Annotated in this window: 23 protein-coding genes; 4 read left to right on the top strand and 19 right to left on the bottom strand. The window is 45.8% G+C overall.

Annotated features, from left to right (window positions below; genetic code table 11):
* Positions 1-85: 85 nt before the first annotated feature.
* Entirely contained in the window at positions 86-1,273 is a 1,188-nt protein-coding gene (locus tag ACQKMP_RS10430; protein ID WP_042194299.1) for a D-alanyl-D-alanine carboxypeptidase family protein, read from the bottom strand.
* Positions 1,274-1,597: 324 nt separating this feature from the next.
* On the opposite strand from ACQKMP_RS10430, the gene ACQKMP_RS10425 reads away from it, so the two are divergent.
* The gene (locus tag ACQKMP_RS10425; protein ID WP_427469342.1) at positions 1,598-2,611 is read left to right on the top strand and encodes a serine hydrolase domain-containing protein; all 1,014 of its coding nucleotides are present in this window, start codon (positions 1,598-1,600) and stop codon (positions 2,609-2,611) included.
* 104 nt (positions 2,612-2,715) lie between these two features.
* On the opposite strand, the gene ACQKMP_RS10420 is transcribed toward ACQKMP_RS10425, so the two are convergent.
* The 9 genes from ACQKMP_RS10420 to ACQKMP_RS10380 form a co-directional block, all read right to left on the bottom strand.
* The gene (locus ACQKMP_RS10420; protein WP_042190358.1) at positions 2,716-4,047 is read right to left on the bottom strand and encodes a pyrimidine-nucleoside phosphorylase; all 1,332 of its coding nucleotides are present in this window, start codon (positions 4,045-4,047) and stop codon (positions 2,716-2,718) included.
* A 152-nt stretch (positions 4,048-4,199) separates the two neighbouring features.
* A complete protein-coding gene (locus ACQKMP_RS10415) occupies positions 4,200-5,024 on the bottom strand; it encodes a purine-nucleoside phosphorylase (RefSeq protein WP_076284512.1) in 825 nt (274 codons plus the stop codon).
* 45 nt (positions 5,025-5,069) lie between these two features.
* Positions 5,070-6,248 (bottom strand): phosphopentomutase, encoded by a 1,179-nt coding sequence (deoB, locus tag ACQKMP_RS10410; RefSeq protein WP_042190363.1) that lies wholly within the window; start codon positions 6,246-6,248, stop codon positions 5,070-5,072.
* 227 nt (positions 6,249-6,475) lie between these two features.
* Positions 6,476-7,369, bottom strand: coding sequence for a site-specific tyrosine recombinase XerD (xerD, locus tag ACQKMP_RS10405; protein ID WP_042190365.1), 894 nt, complete (start codon positions 7,367-7,369; stop codon positions 6,476-6,478).
* Positions 7,370-7,527: 158 nt separating this feature from the next.
* Complete coding sequence (locus ACQKMP_RS10400; RefSeq protein WP_076284510.1) at positions 7,528-7,761, bottom strand: DUF4227 family protein; 234 nt, start codon at positions 7,759-7,761, stop codon at positions 7,528-7,530.
* 162 nt (positions 7,762-7,923) lie between these two features.
* Positions 7,924-8,388, bottom strand: coding sequence for a Fur family transcriptional regulator (locus tag ACQKMP_RS10395; protein WP_042129744.1), 465 nt, complete (start codon positions 8,386-8,388; stop codon positions 7,924-7,926).
* 89 nt (positions 8,389-8,477) lie between these two features.
* Positions 8,478-9,128 carry a stage II sporulation protein M gene (spoIIM, locus tag ACQKMP_RS10390; protein ID WP_339242821.1) on the bottom strand — a complete coding sequence of 217 codons (651 nt, stop codon included), beginning with the start codon at positions 9,126-9,128 and terminating at the stop codon, positions 8,478-8,480.
* Positions 9,129-9,209: 81 nt separating this feature from the next.
* Complete coding sequence (locus tag ACQKMP_RS10385) at positions 9,210-10,409, bottom strand: endonuclease Q family protein (protein ID WP_427469341.1); 1,200 nt, start codon at positions 10,407-10,409, stop codon at positions 9,210-9,212.
* Positions 10,400-10,972, bottom strand: a complete 573-nt coding sequence (locus ACQKMP_RS10380; RefSeq protein WP_076299537.1) for an NUDIX hydrolase — start codon at positions 10,970-10,972, stop codon at positions 10,400-10,402. The genes ACQKMP_RS10385 and ACQKMP_RS10380 overlap by 10 nt, the downstream gene beginning before the upstream one ends.
* 77 nt (positions 10,973-11,049) lie before the next feature.
* On the opposite strand from ACQKMP_RS10380, the gene ACQKMP_RS10375 reads away from it, so the two are divergent.
* Positions 11,050-11,223: a hypothetical protein gene (locus tag ACQKMP_RS10375; RefSeq protein WP_379424399.1), complete on the top strand. Its 174-nt coding sequence runs from the start codon at positions 11,050-11,052 to the stop codon at positions 11,221-11,223.
* Between the two features lie 95 nt (positions 11,224-11,318).
* Here the strand turns inward: ACQKMP_RS10375 and ACQKMP_RS10370 are convergent, their stop codons facing one another.
* Positions 11,319-12,446: a tripeptidase T gene (locus ACQKMP_RS10370; RefSeq protein ID WP_339266270.1), complete on the bottom strand. Its 1,128-nt coding sequence runs from the start codon at positions 12,444-12,446 to the stop codon at positions 11,319-11,321.
* Positions 12,447-12,544: 98 nt separating this feature from the next.
* On the opposite strand from ACQKMP_RS10370, the gene prli42 reads away from it, so the two are divergent.
* Positions 12,545-12,646 (top strand): stressosome-associated protein Prli42, encoded by a 102-nt coding sequence (gene prli42 / locus ACQKMP_RS10365; RefSeq protein WP_094872112.1) that lies wholly within the window; start codon positions 12,545-12,547, stop codon positions 12,644-12,646.
* Between the two features lie 82 nt (positions 12,647-12,728).
* Here the strand turns inward: prli42 and lipB are convergent, their stop codons facing one another.
* From lipB to lpdA, 5 genes are all read right to left on the bottom strand, one after another.
* Entirely contained in the window at positions 12,729-13,439 is a 711-nt protein-coding gene (gene lipB / locus ACQKMP_RS10360) for a lipoyl(octanoyl) transferase LipB (RefSeq protein WP_076284505.1), read from the bottom strand.
* 57 nt (positions 13,440-13,496) lie between these two features.
* Positions 13,497-14,858 carry a dihydrolipoamide acetyltransferase family protein gene (locus ACQKMP_RS10355; RefSeq protein WP_427469340.1) on the bottom strand — a complete coding sequence of 454 codons (1,362 nt, stop codon included), beginning with the start codon at positions 14,856-14,858 and terminating at the stop codon, positions 13,497-13,499.
* A 158-nt stretch (positions 14,859-15,016) separates the two neighbouring features.
* Entirely contained in the window at positions 15,017-16,003 is a 987-nt protein-coding gene (locus ACQKMP_RS10350) for an alpha-ketoacid dehydrogenase subunit beta (protein WP_427469339.1), read from the bottom strand.
* Positions 16,004-16,006: 3 nt separating this feature from the next.
* Complete coding sequence (locus tag ACQKMP_RS10345) at positions 16,007-17,038, bottom strand: thiamine pyrophosphate-dependent dehydrogenase E1 component subunit alpha (protein WP_042190387.1); 1,032 nt, start codon at positions 17,036-17,038, stop codon at positions 16,007-16,009.
* Positions 17,039-17,168: 130 nt separating this feature from the next.
* The gene (gene lpdA, locus ACQKMP_RS10340; RefSeq protein ID WP_042190390.1) at positions 17,169-18,590 is read right to left on the bottom strand and encodes a dihydrolipoyl dehydrogenase; all 1,422 of its coding nucleotides are present in this window, start codon (positions 18,588-18,590) and stop codon (positions 17,169-17,171) included.
* Between the two features lie 167 nt (positions 18,591-18,757).
* On the opposite strand from lpdA, the gene ACQKMP_RS10335 reads away from it, so the two are divergent.
* A complete protein-coding gene (locus ACQKMP_RS10335) occupies positions 18,758-19,063 on the top strand; it encodes a DUF2627 domain-containing protein (RefSeq protein ID WP_379424401.1) in 306 nt (101 codons plus the stop codon).
* A gap of 172 nt (positions 19,064-19,235) precedes the next feature.
* On the opposite strand, the gene ACQKMP_RS10330 is transcribed toward ACQKMP_RS10335, so the two are convergent.
* Genes ACQKMP_RS10330 through ACQKMP_RS10320 form a run of 3 tightly spaced genes read right to left on the bottom strand, consistent with a single transcriptional unit; the run spans position 19,236 to position 23,036 of the window.
* Positions 19,236-21,095 carry an ABC transporter ATP-binding protein gene (locus ACQKMP_RS10330; protein ID WP_427469338.1) on the bottom strand — a complete coding sequence of 620 codons (1,860 nt, stop codon included), beginning with the start codon at positions 21,093-21,095 and terminating at the stop codon, positions 19,236-19,238.
* Positions 21,076-22,809, bottom strand: coding sequence for an ABC transporter ATP-binding protein (locus tag ACQKMP_RS10325; protein WP_427469337.1), 1,734 nt, complete (start codon positions 22,807-22,809; stop codon positions 21,076-21,078). Before ACQKMP_RS10325 ends, ACQKMP_RS10330 begins: the two co-directional genes overlap by 20 nt.
* 17 nt (positions 22,810-22,826) lie before the next feature.
* Positions 22,827-23,036, bottom strand: a complete 210-nt coding sequence (locus ACQKMP_RS10320) for a hypothetical protein (RefSeq protein ID WP_042129770.1) — start codon at positions 23,034-23,036, stop codon at positions 22,827-22,829.
* Between the last annotated feature and the right edge of the window lie 150 nt (positions 23,037-23,186).

The raw sequence follows: 23,186 nt of genomic DNA, 5'->3' as shown, positions 1-23,186 counted from the left end.
CAGGAATCCTGCCTCACGACAAAACTAGAAGAAAACCCCTATGAATCTACAGAGTACATGGGGGTAATCTACAAAAAAACTGTTTTTAATCTACGCCGAACATCGAGCCTGTTGTGCGCTTAAAGAGCTTCCACCAGCCTGCTTTCGGCACAGCTTCCCCTGCTTTTAATTCATATTCCTTAATCACTTGGGTTCCTTGGTAGACCACTAGCTTGCCCACAGATTGACCTTCAGCTACTGGAGCCTTCACGCTTTCCGGCAATACTAGTTCGTGGCGAATGCCTTCTTGAGTCACACCTTTTTTCAAAAGAACACTGTACGTCTCTTTGGCCGTTATCGGCAGCTCGGATTTTACGCCCTTTTCAATCTTTAGGGTGCCGATGGCATCCCCTTCTTTGTGGATCGTGTGTACTTTATATTGCGAGAACAGGTAATCGAACATACCTGACACTTCACTATTGCGTGTCTTTGTGTTCGGCTCGCCTAGCACAACAGCGACAGCACGAAGGCCATCTCTTGCTGCTGTAGCGGACAGACAGAATTTTGCCTCAGCAGTATAACCAGTCTTCAAACCATCAGCACCAGTGTAGAAACGCACTAGCTTGTTCGTGTTCACCAACCAGAACGGTTTGGTTGAATCCTTACGTAAGTAATCCTGATAGGAACCGGTATATTTGATAATTTGATCATGCTTCAAAAGCTCACGACTGATGACCGCAATATCGTAAGCTGAGGAATAGTGATTGGCGGCTGGAAGACCGTTGCAGTTGGCAAAATGGGTATCTTTTAGTCCCAGTTCCTCTGCACGTTTATTCATCAGATCGACAAAAGCACTCTCTGAACCAGCTATTTTCTCCGCCATCGCCACAGAAGCATCATTACCAGAAGCCATAGCGATACCTTTGAGCATATCGTCTACCGACATTTCTTCACCAGGCTCCAGAAAAATCTGCGATCCACCCATAGAAGCCGCATATTCACTTGTTCGCACCTTATCAGTCAGCTGCAGCCTTCCTTCATCCAGCGCTTCCACCGTTAGTAACATTGTCATAATCTTCGTAATACTTGCGGGAGGCAGCTTATCATGGCTGTTCTTCTCATAAATAACAGTTCCGGTACCAGCGTCCATCAAAATAGCAGAACGTGCTCCCGGTGCGAGGTCTACAGCGGCAGCATTACTGCCAGAGTCCTTGGTTTTTTCTTCTGCATAAGCGCCTGACATAGGTCCTAGAACCGATACAGCGATACAGAGCACAAGCACAGCAAAACGCATTTTTCTCACAATGGTTCCCCTCCTGAACGTTAACCTTCATATCACAGGTACTGTGTTCCAGTTTCGTCAGAAAGGGTGAAAATTATTCCATTTTTAAGGAAATAACAACAATTATTTATCTCAAGAAGTAAGGATGTCATCAATTAAAAAAAGCCCAGCAGCAGTTGCAGAGCATTTTTATTATAGGGGAGATTAAATAATATTTCAAATTTAAAGTATTTCCATTTTTTTAGCTCTCATTTTAGGACTTTTAAAGGTAAATCGTAGACTATCACGAATGCTAACTAAGAACCTATAATGTCTTACAGAGGAGTGAATATACGAATGAACCCACTTGAAACTTATATTGAGACAGAAGCAAAACAGAACGATTTCTCAGGCGTAGTACTAGCAAAACAATATGATAAAGAAATCGCCAGCAGCTGTCACGGTTATGCCAATAAGTCGGATAAGCGCGAAAACAATATTCATACTCGGTTCGGGATCGCTTCCGGGTGTAAAATATTCACAGCAATTGCCGTCTGTCAACTGGTCGAAAGGGGATTGATTTCTTTCGAAAGCAGATTATCAGACTATCTGAAGAAGGTAGAGTTCCCTCTCTTTAGTTCTGAAATCACCATACATCAGTTGCTTACGCATAGCTCTGGGATTCCTGATTATTTTGATGAAACAATCATGGATGACTTCGAAGAACTGTGGAAGACACAACCTATGTACACTTTACGGCAGCTGGAAGACTTTGTACCGATGTTTCGAAACCTCCCCATGATGTGGACCCCTGGTGAACGTTTCCACTACAACAATGCCGGATATATTGTGCTAGGTCTTCTGGTGGAGGAATTGAGTGGAATGTCCTTTTCCGATTATGTGGAGCTTCACATCTTTAAGCCTTGCGGAATGGAGCAATCCGGTTACTTTACGTTAGATGCCTTACCAGCCAACTGTGCACTAGGATACATAGAGGAAGAGAACGGTCGCTGGAGAAGCAATATCTATTCAATCCCGGTAAAAGGAGGCGCTGACGGTGGAGCTTTCGTAACCGCTCCCGACATACAGTTATTCTGGAGCGGGCTAATGAACCATACCCTTTTGAGTCCAGTACTCACTTCATTGTTGCTTACTCCCCACATACATGTGGATGGTGAAGGCTATTATGGTTATGGTGTATGGATCACCCTCCGAGAAGAAAAAGTGTTCAAGTTTCACATTATGGGCTACGATCCCGGTGTTTCCTTCCGATCGGCTTTCTATCCGGCTAGTGGAGAGACTGTGGTCGTATTATGTAATACAAGCAGCGGGGCTTCTCAGATTTTCAATCTTATCGATAAGCATTTGTAGCTGCTCCGTCAAAAACGTAAAACAGCGAGCCTCCTATTAACGGAGGCTCGCTATTTTACTCTCTATTTCAGGTCTTTGTCATGAAAATAATTACATTTCCTTGGCTAGTACCGTGTTACTCCATCCTTCGTAACAAGCGCGAATACCAGTGGCAATGGTGGAACCGATTCAGAAGTAATACGGTAAGCTTCCAGCACCTTGCCCTCAGCTTCCTCTACTTTCTTATCACTGGCATCATTGATATGCAATACTGCAAGTGTATCCCCAATCTCTACAGCATCTCCAACTTTTTTAGAGAGTTGAATACCTACAGCCAAATCTATTACAGATTCCTTGGTTTCACGTCCTGCACCAAGCAGCATAGCAGCAATGCCGATTTCTTCTGCTTGAATCCCCTCAATGTAACCCTTAGTCTTCGCTTTCACTTCAATGAATCGTTTAGCAGCAGGGAGTTTCTCCGGATCATCGATTTGCGAAACATCTCCGCCTTGCGCACTCACGATCTGTTTGAATTTCTCCAGCGCTGTGCCATCTTCAATATGTGTCATCAGAATCGAACGAGCCTCCGCTTCATCCTTGGCTTTACCGCCAAGAACAAGCATCTGACTGCCCAGAATAAGGCAGACTTCCTGCAAATCTTTAGGACCGTGACCCTTCAAGGTCTCGATTCCTTCCTTAATTTCCAGCGCATTTCCGATCCCGTAACCCAGTGGCTGATCCATATCACTGATGATCGCAACGGTATTACGACCCAAATGGGTGCCGATATCCACCATAGCCTGGGCAAGCGCAATAGAATCATCAAGCGTCTTCATAAAAGCGCCGCTGCCGGTTTTGACATCCAGTACAATGGCGTCTGCACCCGCTGCAATCTTCTTGCTCATCACTGAGCTTGCAATAAGAGGGATGGATTCAACAGTTGCTGTTACATCCCGAAGGGCATACAACTTTTTGTCAGCGGGTGTAATGTTGCCCGACTGGCCGATCACGGCAGCTCCGATCTCCCCTACTTGATCAAAGAAACGCTCGCGATCCATCTCTATAGAAAAGCCAGTGATCGACTCCAGCTTATCAAGTGTACCTCCTGTATGCCCAAGTCCGCGGCCGGACATCTTCGCTACCGGTACTCCAGCAGAGGCTACCAACGGTGCAAGCACCACGGTGGTTTTATCTCCCACTCCACCTGTGGAGTGCTTATCAACCTTAATGCCTGCGATTGGGCTCAGATCCACTTGATCACCAGACATCGCCATTTCCATCGTTAGATCGCCGGTCTCCCGTGCGTTCATACCTTGAAAATAAACCGCCATAGCCCAAGCGGAAAGTTGATAATCAGGAACTTCACCTTTACTATAGCCTTGAATTAGAAAGGATATTTCCTCACGGCTCAGCTCTCCACCGTCTCTTTTTTTCTGAATAATGTCGACAGCTCTCATTTTACACCTGCATTTCACGGACATTTGCGCGAGCAAATCCGATATATTTTGGTTTAGTTACATTAACTACCTGTTCATGCGTCAATGGCTTAAATTTAATCACTTGTGTCATAAAGATGACCTCCCAGTAATTCAAAATGCAGTGCCCGAAATTACATTTTCGGAATAAAGCCTAAGACCAGTTTCAAGAAACGTTCACGCACACGTTCTGCAGTTTCCATCACCTCTTCATGATTGAGAGGTTGATCGAGGATTCCCGCGGCCATGTTAGTAATACAGGAGATGCCCAATACCTCGATACCTGCATGACGAGCAACAATGGTCTCCGATACAGTAGACATACCCACAGCATCGGCACCTAGCGTACGAAGCATTACGATTTCAGCAGGCGTTTCGTAGCAAGGTCCCAATAGACCTGCATATACGCCTTCTTTGAACTCGAAATTCTGCTGAGCTGCCGTTTCCTTCGCTACCTGGATCAGGCGGCGACTGTAGGCGGTCGACATATCCGGGAAGCGCACACCAAGTGCAGGATCATTAGGTCCTATTAAAGGATTCCTTCCAGTCATATTAAGATGATCCGTAAGAAGCATAAGATCACCCGGCGTGAAATCAGTGTTCACTCCACCAGCTGCATTCGTTACTAGTAAACTGGCTATACCAAGCTCTTTCATAACTCGTACAGGGAATGCCGTTACCTCCGGTCCATAACCTTCATACATATGAAAGCGGCCCTTCATCATCACGACTCGGCGGCCTTCAATCATACCAATCAAAAGCTCGCCCTCGTGTCCTTCTACAGTAGACACAGGAAAGTGAGGAATCTCATCATATGGAATGCTTACTCCGTCAGTAATAAGGTCTGCCAGTACACCAAGGCCTGAACCAAGGATCAATCCAATTTCCGGAGCCACCGGACATTTATCTTTTATATATATGGCTGCTTCTTGAATTTCTTTTTGAGTTAACGCGCTCATGGATGATCCTCCTTCATTGATGTTGTGGAGCAACCCACAACCCTTTTATTGCAGTTTCGCTAAAAAGCTTGTCCCATACTGCGGCGCCTTCGCACCAAAGTTATCAGCAATGGTTGCAGCTACATCAGAGAAGGTTTCACGAATGCCCAAACTTTCTGGATGTTTAAACCGCGGGCTATAGATTAAGAGCGGTACATATTCACGGGTATGGTCAGTTCCACTATGGATCGGATCGTTACCATGGTCTGCAGAAATAATCAATAGATCATCTTCACCGAGCGTAGATAGAATTTCAGGCAGGGCCTGATCGAACACTTCCAGTGCACGACCGTATCCTTCTGGGTCACGACGATGTCCATACAAAGAATCAAAATCCACCAGATTCGTAAACAGGAAACCGTCAAACGGTTGACGAAGCTGCTCAATAGTAACTTCGATTCCATGTTCATTGCTCTTCGTTGGATAAGAAGCCGTAACTCCTTCTCCTGTAAAGATATCGTTGATCTTACCAACCGCGATAACATCCTTACCGATATCAGTCAGCGCGTTCATTACCGTTGGTTCTGGCGGCTTCACAGCATAGTCATGCCGGTTTGGCGTCCGAACGAATTTCCCTGGTTCGCCAACATATGGACGAGCAATCACGCGACCAACCGAGAATTCTGGAGCCATCGTCAGCTCACGGGCTATTTTACAAGCGCTGTACAGCTCTTCAAGTGGAATGATATCTTCATGTGCAGCAAGCTGGAATACGCTGTCCGCAGAGGTATAGACAATCCAAGCACCGGTTTTCATTTGCTCTTCGCCGTATTCAACAAGAATCTCCGTTCCGGAAGCCGGTTTATTCCCGATTACCTTACGACCAGTTGCCGCTTCGAACTTCTCAATCAATTCTGCTGGAAAACCGTCAGGATACGTATTGAAAGGAACCTCAATCTTCAGCCCCATTAGCTCCCAGTGTCCGGTCATCGTATCCTTGCCTACAGATACTTCCTGCATTTTTCCGTAGTAACCTGTTGGTGAAGCTACAGGCTCTAGCGGTGGCAGCGGAGCAATATTAGCTAACCCGAGCTTCTGGAGATTAGGAAGCTTCAAACCAGGAACACGATCCAATATATGACCAAGCGTGTGCGACCCAGCATCACCGAAATTCGCAGCATCTGGCGCTTCACCGATACCAACACTATCTAGAACAATAAAACCAATTCGTTTAAATGAGGACATTGTTGTCTTCACTCCTTTTTTAATGTAGATATTCTTTCGTACCAACAAGAAGAAACGGCTGTACCGTCTTCCAGAAGACATACGCTTCCGAAGCTAGCGATACAATGTACCGCTTATCAGGTATCCGTTTCTGCTAAAAGATAACCTGCGGATCATTCCCCAGTCTATCCTTTCAGTATGATTCCATCATAACCATCTTACTCACAAAAAGCATCTTTAAAGCAGAATTATCGAGCTCTAGGATGGTGGCTCTCATATACTTCCTTCATATTCTTACGGGCTATACCGTTATAAATCTGAGTCGTCGAAATATCGGCATGACCCAGCATTTGTTGTACGGAACGCAAATCTGCTCCGCCTTCCAGTAAATGGGCTGCGAAGGAATGCCTAAGTGTATGCGGGGTAATATCCTGCTCAATGTTTGCTTCCCGTGCATATTTTTTTATGATTTTCCAAAAGCCTTGCCGGGTTAATCTTCCGCCTAGACTATTCAGGAACATGGCTGGTTCCTCCTGGTGATCACGAAGCAGCTTGTCCCGCATAAGTGAAGTGTAAGCCGCTACACTCTCAGCTGCAAGGGTTCCAATGGGAACTACCCGCTCCTTGCCAGAAGTTCCTGTACAACGCGCAAATTTCATATCCGTGTGCACATCATCCACGTTAAGTGAGATTAATTCAGAGACCTTTATGCCTGTTGCATAGAGTAATTCCAGCATAGCCTTATCGCGCATCCCTTGTGGCGTACTTACATCCGGCGCAGCCAATAACTGCTCTATTTCCGAAATGGTAAGCACCATAGGAGGTTTCTTATCAGGCTTCATGGTCTCCATGTCCAGTGTAGGATCCTGCTCAATCAAACGTTCCTTCAGCAAATAATGAAAAAAAGCACGGAGGGACACTGCGCTCCTGTTCAACGTTGCTGTTGCTCGACCAGCTCCGCGTAATGAGCCGAGATATAATATCACATGCGATCTTCGGATCTCATCAGGCTGACTAGCCCCCCGCTCTTCAGCGAACTCCAGAAACTGCGATACATCCCTACCGTAAGATTCCAGTGTATTCGGGGACAAGCCTTTATCTCCGGACAAATAATGTAAAAACGGCTGCAAGTGTGACTTCATTATTTCACGCTCCTGTCCTGGCGCAGCTACTCATAGTGACTTCCTGCAGCACATTCAGCATGAGGGTTCTGCAGATGTGTACATTTAGTATACGCTGCATGAATCCACCTTGTTTTCTTCGACATTCTTCTCGCTTGTTCCTGCTTCCTGCGAAGCTTTCATTCTCCATACCAGTAATAGAAGCGCAAACGCTGTCTTGTATCCAGACCATCATCACTACGATCGGCATGATCAAAAGCCCGAACAGCGGAGCCTTCAGGAATTCCATAATTCTCTATCGGACTGATCCATTCACCAAGCCAGCTCATAGCACTGTAGAGCAAATAGCTTAGAGCCACAAACATGATCATAAAATACAGCTTTCGAACTGTTTTGGGCACAGAAACGATCATATGGACGCCTCCCTCTAAAATACAGTTAAGATCTGCTCGTCCTTCACCTTATGCACCAAAACGGACTGATATGTATACCTCCAATAGACCAATCATTTAAAAAGCTCTCTCCGGTAAAAAAACCGGGGAGAGCTTATGAAGTGAATTTCATTATAAGATGACTTAGGACGGATTTCCGTTTGAATTATTCTTATCGCTACACCGATAGCATATCCCATGAAAATCAAGTCTATGATCAAGCACTGTGAAATTAAATTCTTTCTCCAGTCGCTCTTCTAACGGACCTAGCCAATCCTCGCGAATCTCATCCATACTACCGCATTGCACACAAATTAAATGATGATGATGGTGCTTCGCAGTATCTGTTCGCAGATCATAACGGGCGACACCGTCACCGAAGTTAATCTTTTCTACGACGTGAAGCTCGCTAAGAAGTTCCAGGGTACGATATACAGTCGCAAGACCGATCTCGGGAGCTTTCTCTTTCACGAGCATAAAAACATCTTCTGCGCTAAGATGGTCTTCCTCATTCTCCAGCAGCACTCTTAAGGTCGCTTCCCGTTGGGGTGTAAGCTTGTATCCTTGGGATTGTAACTGTTGCTTAATTTTGTCTATCCGAGCTTCCATTGTCTCCCTCCCCCTTGGAAAATAACCTCACCGGTCTTCAAACCACTTCTTCCATTATAGGGGGTGTCGCTTTGAGAAGTCAAACGCTTTTACTGCAAGCCCAAGGTAGTCACTGCTTGTACAAGTGAAGGCGTAACCCAGCGCATCATGATCGGCGTAACATAGGTCTCAAAACTAGAAATGCCCAGAATCAACAGTGCCATTACAAGTGACAATATGGTGTACATAGTAAAAGGTCGAGTCACTGGCGTCCGACGTTGTCCTAGCACTCGGCTACGAATCATCTGTAAGGAGAAGGCGATCGCCGCTGCACTACTTACTAACAACACAGGAATCAGTACCAGATTGTGCGGAGCCACGGAGACTAATGCGAAAAGCATTCCATGCCATGAATATTGACTTACTAGACAACCGACCGTAAAGCCGATCAAAACCCCTTTAAGAAAATCAAGAATCAAGATTCCCGGAAGCCCAATGACTGATAATCCAAGGATCCAGATCAGCCCAATCCATTTCAGATTTAAGGCCGCTATACTCCAGTACGAATCAGGTGCTGCGGATAGACCCTGCTGATCAACCGTTACAAAGAAATTTCCTAGATAATCCCCCAGCTCCTGTTGCTGATCCATCGTAAGCGCACTAACGATAAGAGCTCCAAATACAACACCTACCAGAAATAATACGCCGACAAAAATATACAGAGGCGTCTGTTCCTTCATCATCAGCCTTAAATTACGCATCGAGACGTTCCCCTTTCCGGTTACATGTTACACCATATGAGAAAACGTCCCGCGATATGACTTGTCCTTAGGACAATAACTCTACTTTCCAGGTTGTACGACTTTACCGTATGTTCCCCCACCGCCTGCTGATAATTCCAATATGCCTGAGCGGGCTCTAACGATCATAGCCGCCAAATCCACTCCTACTACGCTAGCAATTTCCGCTTCACCACAACCATGTAAAATGTTCATCTCCGTGCCAAAAGCTTGCAGTAACGCGTTCATCTTAGCCTTCCCGAGGCCTGGAATAAATTCAAGTGGAACCTGATAGTGATAAGGCGGACGGCTTGCGGGTACTAGAGGCGTCTTGCGGTCTGCGATATCTAGGATCCGGTCGAATACACCTCTCACCAATTTAAGACTGCCACAATACTGGCAGCGTTCCGATGTGACATAAGCTTCGTCAATAATACTGCCACAACCTCCGCAGTAGGTTCGGTGGTATTTACCCAGCCGGGGGTTAAGTCCGAAATTGGCAGTTACCTTCCGCCCTTCCTTACGTTCTAGTGCGAGTCGTAGTTCAGCAAAAGAAGGTCGTGCCAACGCCATTACATTATACTCGCGACCTAGTTTGCCCAGTGAATGCGCATCAGAATTCGTTAGGAATGTGAAGTCATCCAGCTCAGAAAGATAACCCGCCATTTCCGAATCTGCACTCAGCCCTAGCTCAACTGCTGCTATGCGATCCAGATCAAAGATGTCTGCCATACGCTCCGCTGCACAGCCGTACAAGCCCTTGTGAGGCGTGAATATATGTGCAGGGATAAGAATGCCTCCCCGCCCATAAATCTCATCCTGAAGCTCCCTAGCCGGAGCATACAGGCGCTGGGAACTTAGATTCACATTCCGCATATAGCGGCTCATCCACGCACTAAAATCGGTCATGCGCTCCACGTCCGGCATGTAGGCGAGCACATGGCACTCTTTTCGCCCAGGCTCGCGGATTTCAATCTCTGTTCCCAGAATGATCGTAGTCCCTCGGTAAGCAATCCCTCCACCTTCAGCTAACGTCATCTCTCCAGATTCCAAGGAACGCTGAATATCACGTAGAACGCCTGGTGAATGACTATCAATAATACCGATCATTTCTAGTCCCTTGCGCTCTGCAGCCTCTTTGGCAATGCCCGCAAAGGTAAGCTCGCGGCTGCCGCTGATTTTGACCGCTTGTCCTTCCGACGTTCGTCCAATATGAACATGCAGATCGCAATAGAAACTCTTCAATTCAGTTGTTAATTCCATTGGCCTGTCAGCGTATATAGATGCCAAGCATACACTGCCATCATCGTCTTCGCGTCCGCGATGCGCCCGTCAGCCATATATTGATACGCTTCCTCCAGGGTAAGCTCCGAAACTTCTAGAAATTCGTCCTCGTCCAGGGACATATCCCCTGGCTTTGCATTAGTAGTCACATACAAATGAATAATCTCATCGGCGAAGCCGGGAGAAGTATAGAAGGATTTAAGCAATTTCAGATCTCCACTGTGAAATCCAGTCTCTTCTTGAAGTTCACGACCAGCCGCAACTAATGGATCTTCACCTTTATCCAGCTTCCCAGCCGGAATTTCTACTTCAGTGCGTTGCATGGGCTGACGGTATTGCTCTACAACAAGCATTTTGTTGTTGTTTAAAGCAAGCACCGCTACGGCGCCGGGATGCTTCACAACTTCACGTGTCGCAGTATTTCCATCAGGCAGTCTCACTGTGTCCACCTGTAAAGATATAATCTTCCCATCAAAAACAGGCTGTGTAGATAATGTCACTTCATCAAGCTCGGGTTTGCTGTGCAAATGTTGTTCTCCCATAAAGTTTCTGGTCTCCTTTTTCTCTATTGTGCATACGGTGTATTATAGCAAACTTAAAGGGAAAGAAGGAATTTCAGATGAACGAAATCTTCAGCCGTACAAGCTCATCCGCAGTTACAATGGTAGGTAAACCGGAGGAAATCAAGGCCATTTTATCTAGGTGGATAGAGCGGTATGGGCCCGATATGCCTCTCTCATACATTCTCTCCCTAAAGGATCAATCCAAGATCATTCCAACCAAAGCAGGGTGAATTCTTAATCAAACATGCTTTTATAAATATAAGGAGCTGCTCCCAAGCTTAATAACTTGGAGGCAGCTCCTTCATTTAATTAAAAGAACTTTAGGTTAGCCCTTCACACTCTCTTTAACAATATTTACTACAAGCTCAGCCACTTTAACGATATCTTCGGCTTTAATTCGTTCCTTAGTGGTATGAATATGCTCATATCCTACAGCGAGATTAATGGTCGGAACATCTAAGCCATTGAATACGTTAGCGTCACTTCCTCCACCAGAGTGGAACAGACGCGGCGTAAGACCCATAGAAGTGATAGCCCGCTGTGCAAGCTGTACCACTGGATCATTTTCATTAAAGCTGAACGCCGGATAAATAATTTCACTGCGGAATTCGCATTCTGCACCGTATTCGCGGACAGTGGTCTCCAGTGCTTCACGCATCGAAGCGATTTGATCGCCAACTTTTTCCTGCACGATACTACGTGCTTCTGCGTCCAATTGAACGTGATCGCAAACCACATTCGTAGGTCCGCCGCCAGCGAATTTACCGATATTCGCAGTCGTTTCGTTGTCGATCCGACCAAGCTTCATGGCAGCAATCGCTTTGCTGGCTACTTGAATCGCACTGATGCCGTCTTCTGGATTAACACCTGCATGAGCTGATTTCCCGAAGATTTGCATCGTAATCTTAGCTTGTGTAGGTGCCGCAACTGCAATCGCACCGACTTCACCATTGGAATCGAGTGCGAAACCGAAGTCTGCATCCAAATTGCTCGGATCCATCGAACGTGCACCTAGCAATCCAGATTCTTCACCCGCAGTAATTACGAACTGAATCTGACCATGTGGCAATTTTTGCTCTTGAATCACTCTGATCGCTTCGAACAGTGCAGCTAGCCCAGCTTTGTCATCTGCTCCAAGGATCGTAGTGCCGTCACTTGTAATCCATCCATCCGCGCCGAGCGTAGGCTTGATATTTTGTCCAGGAACAACTGTATCCATATGGCAAGTGAACAGAAGCTTTGGCGCAGATCCACCGTTCTCAGCCGGCCAGGTAATGAACAGATTACCCGCTCCATGTCCAGTTCTTTCCTGGGAATCATCTTCGGTAACTTCTAAGCCAAGAGCGTTAAATTTGCTCTTGAGCACATCGGCAATCTGCCGTTCATTTCTTGTTTCACTATCAACTTGGACAAGCTCCATAAATTCTTGAATCAATCTGTCTTGTGAAATCACTGGACTTCCCTCTCTTTCGTGAATACGTTACAATGGTTGTACAGAAAGACCATCCATCTTCATGCTATTAACTTAAACTAAATCTAAAGGAGTTACTCATGCAACGTAATAAGTGGTTCAAAATCTTCATCTACGTCATGTTGTTCGCCATGATTGCCTCTACGCTCTTTATGGTTATCGAGCCTTTCCTTGCAGGATAATCTCTTCACAAGGAACATTGATAATAGCGGCTAGGGACCCCCTTGCCGCTATTTGGCTTGCATGTTAGTTCGTTATTAAACCTTAAGCCATAGTGCCAAAGAACTCATCCTGCTCTTCATAAGGAAAGTGTCTTAGGAAATATGGAACCAATTCTTTGGCCACATCTTGTAGTTCAAAATGACGACCTGCACACTCTTCTAGGGAAGTTACTCCAAATTCAGTGATACCGCATGGAATAATCCCTTGAAAGCCGTATCCAGATATTCCTTCAGAAATGTTAAAAGCAAAACCATGGCTAGTAACAAACCCTCTTCGGAATTTGCTTTTGTTAAACTTGACACCAATGGCACAGATCTTCTCGTCGCCAACCCATACCCCTGTATACTCCGGCTTCCGTTCCCCTACAATTCCGTAGGATGCCAAATAATCAATAATCACTGCTTCCAGACTGCGCAAGTACCCGCGTAAATCTACCTTACCTTCTTCACCGAGCATAAGGATCGGATAACCTACAAGCTGACCCGGTCCGTGATATGTAATATCTCCTCCCCGGTCGATTTCAAACAGCGCAATTCCTTTTTCTTTGAGCTGCTCTTCATCTAGAAGAAGATGTTCGGGATGATTCTGTGAACCAATAGTATAGGTAGGCGGATGCTGCAAAAGAATCAATCGTTCCGGCTGCTCACCAGCATCAATGGCGTGCACACTTTCCTTTTGCAGATCCCAAGCCTCCCCATACTCCATAATAGGGTCATATGAAATCTGCAGCTTACGAATATCCGAATTATTCATACCGTCAGGTCCCCTTTTTCAGTCTCATGCCTGCACAGTTTGGCTCGTTATTATTTTTTAATAAAGTTTTGTATCTGGGGTATATCCTTCAATGTTATCCTTGACGCGTTGCAAGAAACGACCGCAAATCACTCCGTCCAGAATCCGATGATCCAGCGACAGACAAATATTAGCCATTGACCGTACACCTATCATATCGTTAATGACCACAGGTCTTTTTACAATTGATTCAAACGTTAAAATCGCTGCCTGTGGATAGTTAATGATTGGATAAGAAAGAATGGAGCCAAATGAGCCGGTATTATTTACAGTGAAAGTCCCTCCCTGCAAATCTTCCAGACTCAGTTTGCCTTCGCGGGTTTTTTGTGCCAATTCATCAATCTCACGTGCCAGCCCGGCAACGTTTTTCTGATCAGCCTTCTTAATTACTGGAGTGATAACCGAATCTTCAGTACCTACCGCTAACGAGATATTAATATCACGTTTGACAATAATTTTGTCTACAGCCCAGACAGAGTTCATAATCGGGTAATCCTTAATCGCACTCACAACAGCCTTCATCATGAAAGCCAGATAGGTTAGATTGATACCTTCCTTACGCTTGAACTCATCCTTATGTTTATTGCGCAGTGCGACCAGATTAGTCACATCTACCTCAATCATTGTCCAAGCATGCGGAATCTCCGAGACACTTTGGCGCATTCTTGTAGCGATTGTATTCCGGATTGGTGTTACATCAATCAGGTATTCCGAACTGCTGCCTCGGCCACCCTCGACTTCAATTGTTGGAATACGAGGAGATTCGCTCAAATGTAGACCCGAATGGCGAAGAGGCTCTTCCGCCTTCTTCTCTTGGGCTTGAATGAACTGTGGAGCAGGCGGTTGTGATACCACTGGGGTTGGTTGACTAGCAGAAATCGAAGCTGGAGATGTAGCTCCGCCACTTTCGATGAAGGCCAGCACATCCTTACGGGTAATTCTGCCCCCCATACCAGTACCCATAACTAAAGTCAGATCTATGTTATGCTCAGCCGCCAAAGTCTGTACCGCAGGAGAGTAGCGTGCACGCATCGTATCGTTAGCAGTTGAAGTCGCATTTTGTTCTGCAACATTATTAGCTGCAACTGTGTTAGTGTTAGTCACGTTTGCAGCAGCAGATGCAGTCACAGGCACGGCAATACGACAAATGACTTCGCCGACATTGACAACCTGACCTTCTTCCGCCAATAGTTCACCCATAACTCCATCTATTGTTGAAGGCAATTCAGCATTTACTTTATCTGTAATAAGCTCACATATTGGTTCGTATTGCTCTACCGGATCGCCCGGTTTCTTCAGCCATTTGCCGATCGTCGCCGATACTAGCGATTCCGCCAGCTGCGGCATGATCACGTCAGTCAACTTTTGGTTGTCAGACATCTTTTCACTCCTCAAATGTTTTACGAAGTAAAACTCACTTCGTAAGCATAATCTTAAAAGTTTTACGAAGCTTCGCTTCTTAGAAATACTTCGCAGTAAAACTTGCATCGTAAGCATAATCTTTAAGTTTTACGAAGCTTCGCGTCCACTCAACTATTTTAATATTGCGCCAGTCGAAGCATTTCCGCCTTCACTTTTTCTTTGCTAAGCATGAAGAACTTCTCCATTGGCGGGCTGATTGGCATCGCTGGAACATCGGGACCACAAAGACGGAAGATCGGCGCGTCTAGTTCAAATAGACAATGTTCAGCGATAATCGCCGCCACTTCGCCACCAATACCGCCCGTTTTATTGTCCTCGTGCACAATAAGAACCTTCCCTGTCTCACGAGCAGCAGCTATGATCGCCTCACGATCAAGAGGCTGCAAGGTCCGCAGATCCAGAATATGCGCTGTAATGCCTTCTTCGCGCTCCAATTCTTCTGCTGCTTGCATCGCAAAATGCAACGGCAAACTATAACCAATAACCGTAATATCTGTTCCCTTACGCAGCAGATTAGCTTCGCCAATTGGAACAATGTAATCACCTTGTGGCACTTCTTCCTTGATCAGCTTATAGCACTTTTTGTTCTCGAAGAATAAAACCGGATCAGGATCACGTACGGCTGCCTTCAATAGTCCTTTTGCATCGTAAGCTGAGTAAGGTGCGACAATCTTCAATCCTGGTGTACCGAAGAAAATCGATTCCGGGCACTGAGAATGGTATAGACCGCCGAATACACCGCCGCCGATAGGCGCACGTATGACAACCGGGCAATTCCAATCGTTATTTGAACGATAGCGGATTTTGGCCGCTTCGCTAATGATTTGATTCGTTGCTGGAAGCATGAAGTCAGAGTACTGCATTTCAGCAATCGGCTTCATACCATACATAGCTGCACCAATCGCCACACCAGCTATAGCTGATTCCGCTAACGGTGTATCTAGTACACGCTCTTCTCCGAACTGTTCTTGCAGGCCTTTTGTTGTGGTAAATACGCCACCTTTGAGACCCACGTCCTCACCAAGCACAAACACGGATTCATCGCGTTCCATTTCTTCCTTCATCGCGAGCCGAATGGCATCGATATATTCCATTATAGCCATGGTTTATGCTCCTCCTTTCAGGTCGGAATCACTGTAAACATGCAGCAGTGTATCTTCCGGTTTCGGAAACGGAGCGTTGTCAGCATATTCGATAGCTGCTTTAAGCTCAAGATTGCATTCAGCAATAAGATCTTGTTCTTGCTCGTCACTCCAAAGTCCCAGACCAATTAGGTAATTTCGGAATCCTGCTACGCCGTCCTTCTTCCAATTCTCATCAACCTCTTCTTTGGTCCGATAAGCCAAATCATTATCCGAGGTGGAGTGTGGAGATAAACGGTACATCATGGCTTCGATCAACGTAGGACCTTCACCCGCAAGTGCTCTTTCCCGAGCTTCCTTAACGACACGATATACTTCCAGTGGATCATTGCCGTCTACACGCACACCTGGAAACCCATAACCCAGAGCTCGGTCGCTGACCTTACCGCCAAGCTGTTTGTGAGCAGGAATAGAGATCGCGTACTGATTATTCTGACACATGATAATAACCGGTAGCTTATTCACTCCGGCAAAGTTACAAGCTTCATGAAAATCGCCTTGGTTGCTAGAGCCTTCCCCGAAGGTTACAAATGAGACGAATTTTTTCTTTTGCATTTTGGCTGCCAAAGCAAAACCAACCGCATGAGGGACCTGCGTGGTTACAGGACTTGAGCCTGTCACAATACGCAGACGCTTACTACCAAAGTGACCTGGCATTTGCCGCCCACCACTGTTTGGATCTTCTGCCTTTGCGAACACAGACAGCATCAATTCACGAGTAGTCATACCCACGGAGAGTACGAAAGCATAATCACGGTAATAAGGTAAAAAATAATCATTCTGCCGGTCCAGCGCAAATGCTGCTGCTACCTGACCCGCCTCCTGGCCAATGCCGGAGACATGAAAGTTAATCTTGCCAGCGCGCTGAAGCAGCAGACTGCGCTCGTCGTATTTACGTGCGAGCAGCATATATCTGTACATATCGATGACCTGGCCGTCACTTAGTCCAAGCTGCTTATGTCTGTTAATCGTTTCTACAGTATCTTGGGATTCCATAAAGAGATACCTCCTTATTCATAAAGCCTGAGTCTTACAGGATTTAAGACCAATTGTATCCTGATCTTAAAACCTGGTACTAAGACTTGGCTTGAGTTTATTATAATCCCTTTTTACCCAAAAAGAAAAGCTAAATCCCGATAGATCTTCCATCTACAGCTAACATTGCTTCTCCAACGATCTCCGAAAGTGTAGGGTGAGCATGAATAGCCTCGCCAACCTCCCAAGGTGTTGCATCCAGCAGTTGAGCCAATGCAGCTTCCCCGATTAGATCCGTAACATGCGGACCTATCATCTGCACACCGAGAATATCTCCGCTGCTTCGGTCCGCCACAACTTTAACAAACCCGTCCTTCTGACCGTACACAATCGCCTTGCCAATGGCCGAGAAGGGGAATTTACCAGTTACTACATCATGTCCCAATGCTTTAGCTTCCTTCTCAGTGTGACCCACACTCGCAACTTCAGGACGTGTGTAGACACAACGCGGTACAAGATGTGTATGATAAGGATGAAGTTTCTCACCGGAGAGATGATTTACCGCCATGATACCTTCATGGCTAGCGGCATGAGCTAATTGTAGCCCACCGATACAGTCGCCAATCGCATAAATATGCGGCTCAGCCGTTTGCATACTAGCATTTACAGCGATAATTCCTTTATCAAAGCGAATATCTGTATTTTCCAGACCAATATTCTCTACATTCGCTACTCTACCTACGGATACAAGCAGCTTTTCTGCAGATAGACTTTGAGTTTGCTCTCCCTTACGGGCATCGATCGAAATTCCATCGTCCGTTACCTTGCAGGTTGCAGCATCCACTGTAGTTTCAGTCAGTACTTTAACACCACGTTTTTTAAGTAAACGTTGCAGTTCTTTAGCTACTTCTTCATCCTCTTGAGGGAGTAACTGACTAGCAGCTTCAACTACCGTAACCTGTACTCCGAAATCAACCAGCATAGAGGCCCATTCCACCCCAATTACTCCGCCTCCAACAATAATGATGGAAGAGGGTAACTCGTCGAGGGTGAGCGCTTCGTCACTGCTAAGAATAACTTTCCCGTCTGGTTCCAGACCAGGTAATACACGCGGACGAGATCCTGTAGCAATAATAAGATGGTTAGAGACCACTGTTTCCATTTCACCGTCTTCTAGTTCCACAGCAACAGCACCACTACGCGGTGAAAAAATAGAGGGACCCGTCACGCGCCCCTTGCCTTTAATAACTTGTATTTTATTTTTGCGCATCAAATATTGTACGCCCTGATGAAGTTGTTCAACTACCGCTTCCTTGCGCTTTTGTACTTTTGGGAATACAAGCTGTACTCCGCTTGTCTCAATGCCATAGCTCTCGCTCTCATTGATTTCAGCATATACTTCTGCACTTCTGAGCAGCGATTTGCTAGGGATGCAGCCACGGTGAAGGCAGGTTCCTCCCAGTTTGTCCATTTCGATGACGACGACGGACTTTCCAAGCTGAGCAGCGCGAATGGCTGCCACATATCCCCCGGTTCCTCCGCCAAGTATGGCCACGTCACATGAAATTGTCATGATATGTATCCTCCAGTCATTACACGTAAGTTCATTTTACATTGTATATTGTACTCTCTTTTTAGCGTATTACAAAACTTATAAACGTCATATCCAAATGGACTTTTTCTTACTAAAGCGTTATCATATGGTTGAATCTAATGGGCTAAGAGGGGTAGGAGACACTTATGAAACTATTAATTTCACGCTTCATTGCCATCCTTATTCTTGTGTTTCCTGGTTTAATTGCAATGAAGGGCTTCTTAATGATGAAGGACGATATTTTTGATTATATCTCTATGCACGGCGATGAAACCGTTGTTCCAGATTTTGCTTGGCTGCATTTCGGCGGAGGGTTTCTGCTCTTTGCAGCAGGTATGACTTTCCTTGGCGGCTGGATTCTGGCAAGAGACCGCAAACGTAATTATGTTGGCCCTCGGTTCAAGGAGAAACAAAAAGCGAAACAAGCTGCCGCGCAAGAAACGATCTCATAAGCAGCATAATCATCCCCTCATTGTACAATCGAAATCTATTGCACATTCTGCAATTAAACCATCCGACAACTCACTTCAATGTATAATGAAAATCCACACATTACATAAAGGCGAGAGTTTTCATGGACGCGACCTGCGCTTCCTTGAAAACTCCCGCCTTTTTATGCACAGCTTAAAGCCTAGCCTTATCAAGTATTTCTCTACGACCGCCTTGCACCAACTCGCTGTACAAGCCACCTTGCTTCAACAACTCCTCATGGGAGCCCTGCTGCAACAATCTGCCCCCTTGAAGAACAAGAATTCGATCAGCTGCACGGATGGTACCCAGTCTATGGGCAATAACGAAGCTGGTTCGTCCCTTCATTAGCGCCTGAAGTCCTTCCTGAATCTTGATCTCTGTCACCGTATCGATACTGCTAGTGGCTTCATCAAGAACAAGCATCGAAGGATTGGCAAGAATGGCTCTTGCAATGGATAGCAATTGCTTCTGTCCTTGGCTTATGCCGCTACCATCTGCAGAGAGCATTCGATCATAACCTTCCGGCATTCGGATAATAAAAGAATGAGCGTTAGCCAGCTTGGCCGCCGCCTCGACCTCTTCATCGGAAGCATCCAGTCTACCGTAACGAATATTATCGCGGATGCTGCCCTTGAATAAAAAGGAGTCCTGCAATACAAACGCCATATGGCTCCTCAGGCTTTCACGCCGAATCGAAGTGACATCTAAGCCATCCAGCGTAATCTTACCCTGATTAGGATCATAGAAACGAGATAACAGCCCGATAAGTGTTGTTTTGCCGGCACCGGTAGGTCCTACTAAGGCAATCATCTCACCAGGCTTCGCTTCAAAGCTAATATCATGCAGTGTGTTAGAACTTCCGTCATATGAAAAAGATACCTTTTCGAACTTCACTGCACCTTCAACTTTAACCAGCGAAGTGGCTGCACCTTCATCTTTAGCTTCCGTCTCTTCGTCCAGCACTTCAAACACTCTTTCCGCTCCTGCAACCGCTGACAGTAGTGTATTCCACTGATTCGCTAAGTCATTAAGAGGGCGAGTAAATTGACGCGTATATTCTACAAACACAATAATCACACCGACCGTAATCGCTCCGCGAATCGCTAACAAACCACCGACTCCAGCCACAATAGCGAAGCTCAAATTATTAAGTCCATTCATCAGCTTAGGAATGAAGCCAGAAATCGACTGTGCCCAGTATCCAGAGAGCATAATTCGCTCATTGCGTTCATGAAATCCGGCAATGACCCGTTCCTCTTGTGAAAAAGCCTTGATAATCCGTTGACCGGATAACGTCTCTTCTATATAACCGTTTAACTCACCCACATTGCGCTGACGTTCCTTAAAAAGCGGACCCGTACGCCGAGTAATCCAGCGCATGCCTAATAACATTAACGGCACAACCAGGAACGTGAGCAGCGTCAGTAGAGGACTGAGCCAGAGCATTACCCCCACCGTGCCGAGCAATGTCAAAACACTGGAAAAGATCTGAATAGCTGAGCTATTCAGCGTAGAGCTGACATTCTCAATATCGTTGGTGAGGCGACTCATAATTTCGCCCTGCTGTCTCCGATTAAAAAATGAGATGGGCAAGCGATGAAGATGGGAAAACAACTCCGTGCGCATCCGAAATACGGTCTCCTGGGCAATTTCAATCATCCATATATTTTGCAGCCAAGAAGTTAATGAATAGAAGATATAAACACTAGCTAGACTGATCAGAAAAATCGTCCACGATCGTCCGCCAGTGCCTTCCAGATAATCATCCACAGCTTTACCAATCATATAAGGCCCGAGCAGTGCTAAAGCCGAGCTGAAGACTACCATTAAGAGAACGAGAAAAAGCTTAGCTTTACGCTCGGCAAGGTAGCTCCAAATCCGCATGAGCGTGCCGCCCCAATCCTTCGCCTTTGCTTTTGGCTTCCCTCCAGCAGCTGAACCAAGGCTTCTTCCTGCTCCAAGCTCAATGACAGGTTTTGGGTGACGAAAGGGTTCAAGAATTGCTTTGAACATGCTGCTTCGCCTCCTCTACCTGTGATTCATAAATCTTGCGGTACAGCGCAGAGCTTGTCATAAGCTCCTCATGTGTTCCCTTACCGATTAAGCGTCCTTCATCCAACAGCAGAATCAAATCTGCAGATGCAGTAGAACTGATCTTCTGAGTAATCAGGAAGGTTGTACATGAAATCTCTTTCAGTGCCTCCAGCAAAAGTCCTTCTGTCACAGCATCAAGCGCACTCGTACTGTCATCGAGGATCAAAATAGCAGGTTTCCTCACAAGCGCCCGAGCAATGGTCAAGCGTTGCTTTTGTCCACCAGACAGATTTACCCCTCGCTGACCAAGCATTGTATCATAGCCATTGGGCAGATCCATCACTGTTGCGTGAATTTGTGCGGCAGCTGCTGCGTGTTCGATTTGTTCCTGTGTGGCATGTTCATTGCCCCAAGCGATATTATCGCGAATCGATCCGCTGAAGAGCTGCAGTTCTTGAGGAACGTAACCGATCGATCGCCGCAATCTTGAAATATCGATATCGGTGCTCTTTTGCCCATCAATGCGAATGGTACCTTCTGTCTCTTCATATAAACGTGGGATTAGACCGACAAGAGAAGACTTTCCTGATCCGGTGGCTCCCATAATCGCTACACGCTCACCAGCAGCAACTTCAAAAGTAATATCCTCTAGCACCGAAATATCACTCTCAGGATACTTGAAGCTGATGCCTTCAAATTGGACGTGACCCTGTATTGGTTCGCCCTTTGCGGCTCCGCCTTCCTTAACTCCAGCGCCTGCTGACATCACTTCTGTAATACGCTGTGAGGAGGCACTTGCTCGGGAAATTGTAACGACAAGTCCAGATATAGCTGACAACGCTCCTATGGTTCGTAAAGAGTAGTTAATAACTGCAACAGTTTCTCCTAAAGTAGCATCCCCATTTGCAATCTCAATCCGTCCAAACCATAGGATCGACATAATCGCTGCATTCACAATAAGCATAACAAATGGCATCGTTGTCTCTGTCAAACGTAGCGCAGATACCGTGGATTTCATCAAATTCCCGCTAAAGACCGTGAAACGTCCAATCTCATGTCCCATGCGCACGAACACACGGATTAAGCGAATTCCCGTTAAATTCTCCTGGATTACACCATTCACACCGTCTAGCCGATTTTGTACGTTGCGAAATAACAAAGAAGCTTTTCTCATGATGAAGTAAAGGAAGAGAAGCAACAAAGGTAGAGCTACAGTGAGAAATAACCCCAGCTTCACATGAACAACCAATGCCATAATCACACTGCCCACCACAACCAGTGGCACCCGTGTCATAAAGCGGAGGCTCATAAATATAGTGTCCTGCAGCTGCGATACATCGCCGGTCAGACGCGTGATCAGCGACGAGGTGGCAAACCGATTGAATACTTCATATGTAAACGATTGTACCTTTTCATATAACTTGTCCCTAAGATCAAACGCAAAGCTCTGACTCGCATGGGCAGCAAAAAAAGAACTTAATACCCCAGCTATAAACGCAACTACCGCGCTGCCGATCAATACACCGCCCCAGAGCCATACTACAGAGGAATTTTGTTCTTTAATGCCCTGGTCAATAATTTTGGAAATGAGTAAAGGCTGTGACAATTCCACCGCTAGTTCAATAAGCATCATCACTAGGGCAGCTATTGCAGCGACTTTATATTTTTTAAGAAAAGAGAAAATCAAACCCATTCGCATACCCTCTTTTTCTATTCGTACAGTGCATCCCTTAAACGAGTCGACATTGTGGAAGCCTGCCCAGTTTTCATTATTGCCCGCCGCAGCGCTTTATTGCTTCGATTCAATTCCACCAAATCTGCCATCATCTCTTCCAGCAAAGCCTCAGCCTCGATAGAAAGATTTCCATTCTGCTGAATCAGAGCTAACCGTTCCTTGTATTCGTCTATTTTTTCAGTCACACATATTACTTCCTTTCCAATCACATGATTCCTTTTATCATACCACATTCAATTCTATCGCAATGTTTTCACTGGATACAGCTGACACGAATATGATACTCTAATAAGGTCGCATTTTTAAGATTAGATAATTGGCTTATACGAAAGGAT

This window comes from Paenibacillus sp. NPDC101420 (assembly GCF_050277435.1).
Classification (GTDB): Bacteria; Bacillota; Bacilli; order Paenibacillales; family Paenibacillaceae; genus Paenibacillus_AQ.
This window is presented reverse-complemented; position numbering and strand designations above follow the sequence as displayed.

What these genes read in the sequence shown, in the direction of transcription:
- xerD (WP_042190365.1), bottom strand. Translation starts at nt 7,369, where the DNA reads ATGAAGTCACACTTGCAGCCGTTTTTACATTATTTGTCCGGAGATAAA.
- ACQKMP_RS10395 (WP_042129744.1), bottom strand. Translation starts at nt 8,388, where the DNA reads ATGGAAGCTCGGATAGACAAAATTAAGCAACAGTTACAATCCCAAGGA.
- deoB (WP_042190363.1), bottom strand. Translation starts at nt 6,248, where the DNA reads ATGTCCTCATTTAAACGAATTGGTTTTATTGTTCTAGATAGTGTTGGT.
- ACQKMP_RS10375 (WP_379424399.1), top strand. Translation starts at nt 11,050, where the DNA reads ATGAACGAAATCTTCAGCCGTACAAGCTCATCCGCAGTTACAATGGTA.
- ACQKMP_RS10350 (WP_427469339.1), bottom strand. Translation starts at nt 16,003, where the DNA reads ATGGCTATAATGGAATATATCGATGCCATTCGGCTCGCGATGAAGGAA.
- ACQKMP_RS10420 (WP_042190358.1), bottom strand. Translation starts at nt 4,047, where the DNA reads ATGAGAGCTGTCGACATTATTCAGAAAAAAAGAGACGGTGGAGAGCTG.
- prli42 (WP_094872112.1), top strand. Translation starts at nt 12,545, where the DNA reads ATGCAACGTAATAAGTGGTTCAAAATCTTCATCTACGTCATGTTGTTC.
- spoIIM (WP_339242821.1), bottom strand. Translation starts at nt 9,128, where the DNA reads ATGCGTAATTTAAGGCTGATGATGAAGGAACAGACGCCTCTGTATATT.
- ACQKMP_RS10430 (WP_042194299.1), bottom strand. Translation starts at nt 1,273, where the DNA reads ATGCGTTTTGCTGTGCTTGTGCTCTGTATCGCTGTATCGGTTCTAGGA.
- ACQKMP_RS10335 (WP_379424401.1), top strand. Translation starts at nt 18,758, where the DNA reads ATGAAACTATTAATTTCACGCTTCATTGCCATCCTTATTCTTGTGTTT.
- ACQKMP_RS10425 (WP_427469342.1), top strand. Translation starts at nt 1,598, where the DNA reads ATGAACCCACTTGAAACTTATATTGAGACAGAAGCAAAACAGAACGAT.
- ACQKMP_RS10415 (WP_076284512.1), bottom strand. Translation starts at nt 5,024, where the DNA reads ATGAGCGCGTTAACTCAAAAAGAAATTCAAGAAGCAGCCATATATATA.
- ACQKMP_RS10400 (WP_076284510.1), bottom strand. Translation starts at nt 7,761, where the DNA reads ATGATCGTTTCTGTGCCCAAAACAGTTCGAAAGCTGTATTTTATGATC.
- ACQKMP_RS10345 (WP_042190387.1), bottom strand. Translation starts at nt 17,038, where the DNA reads ATGGAATCCCAAGATACTGTAGAAACGATTAACAGACATAAGCAGCTT.
- ACQKMP_RS10380 (WP_076299537.1), bottom strand. Translation starts at nt 10,972, where the DNA reads ATGGGAGAACAACATTTGCACAGCAAACCCGAGCTTGATGAAGTGACA.
- ACQKMP_RS10330 (WP_427469338.1), bottom strand. Translation starts at nt 21,095, where the DNA reads ATGTTCAAAGCAATTCTTGAACCCTTTCGTCACCCAAAACCTGTCATT.
- ACQKMP_RS10355 (WP_427469340.1), bottom strand. Translation starts at nt 14,858, where the DNA reads ATGTCTGACAACCAAAAGTTGACTGACGTGATCATGCCGCAGCTGGCG.
- lpdA (WP_042190390.1), bottom strand. Translation starts at nt 18,590, where the DNA reads ATGACAATTTCATGTGACGTGGCCATACTTGGCGGAGGAACCGGGGGA.
- ACQKMP_RS10385 (WP_427469341.1), bottom strand. Translation starts at nt 10,409, where the DNA reads ATGGAATTAACAACTGAATTGAAGAGTTTCTATTGCGATCTGCATGTT.
- ACQKMP_RS10325 (WP_427469337.1), bottom strand. Translation starts at nt 22,809, where the DNA reads ATGGGTTTGATTTTCTCTTTTCTTAAAAAATATAAAGTCGCTGCAATA.
- lipB (WP_076284505.1), bottom strand. Translation starts at nt 13,439, where the DNA reads ATGAATAATTCGGATATTCGTAAGCTGCAGATTTCATATGACCCTATT.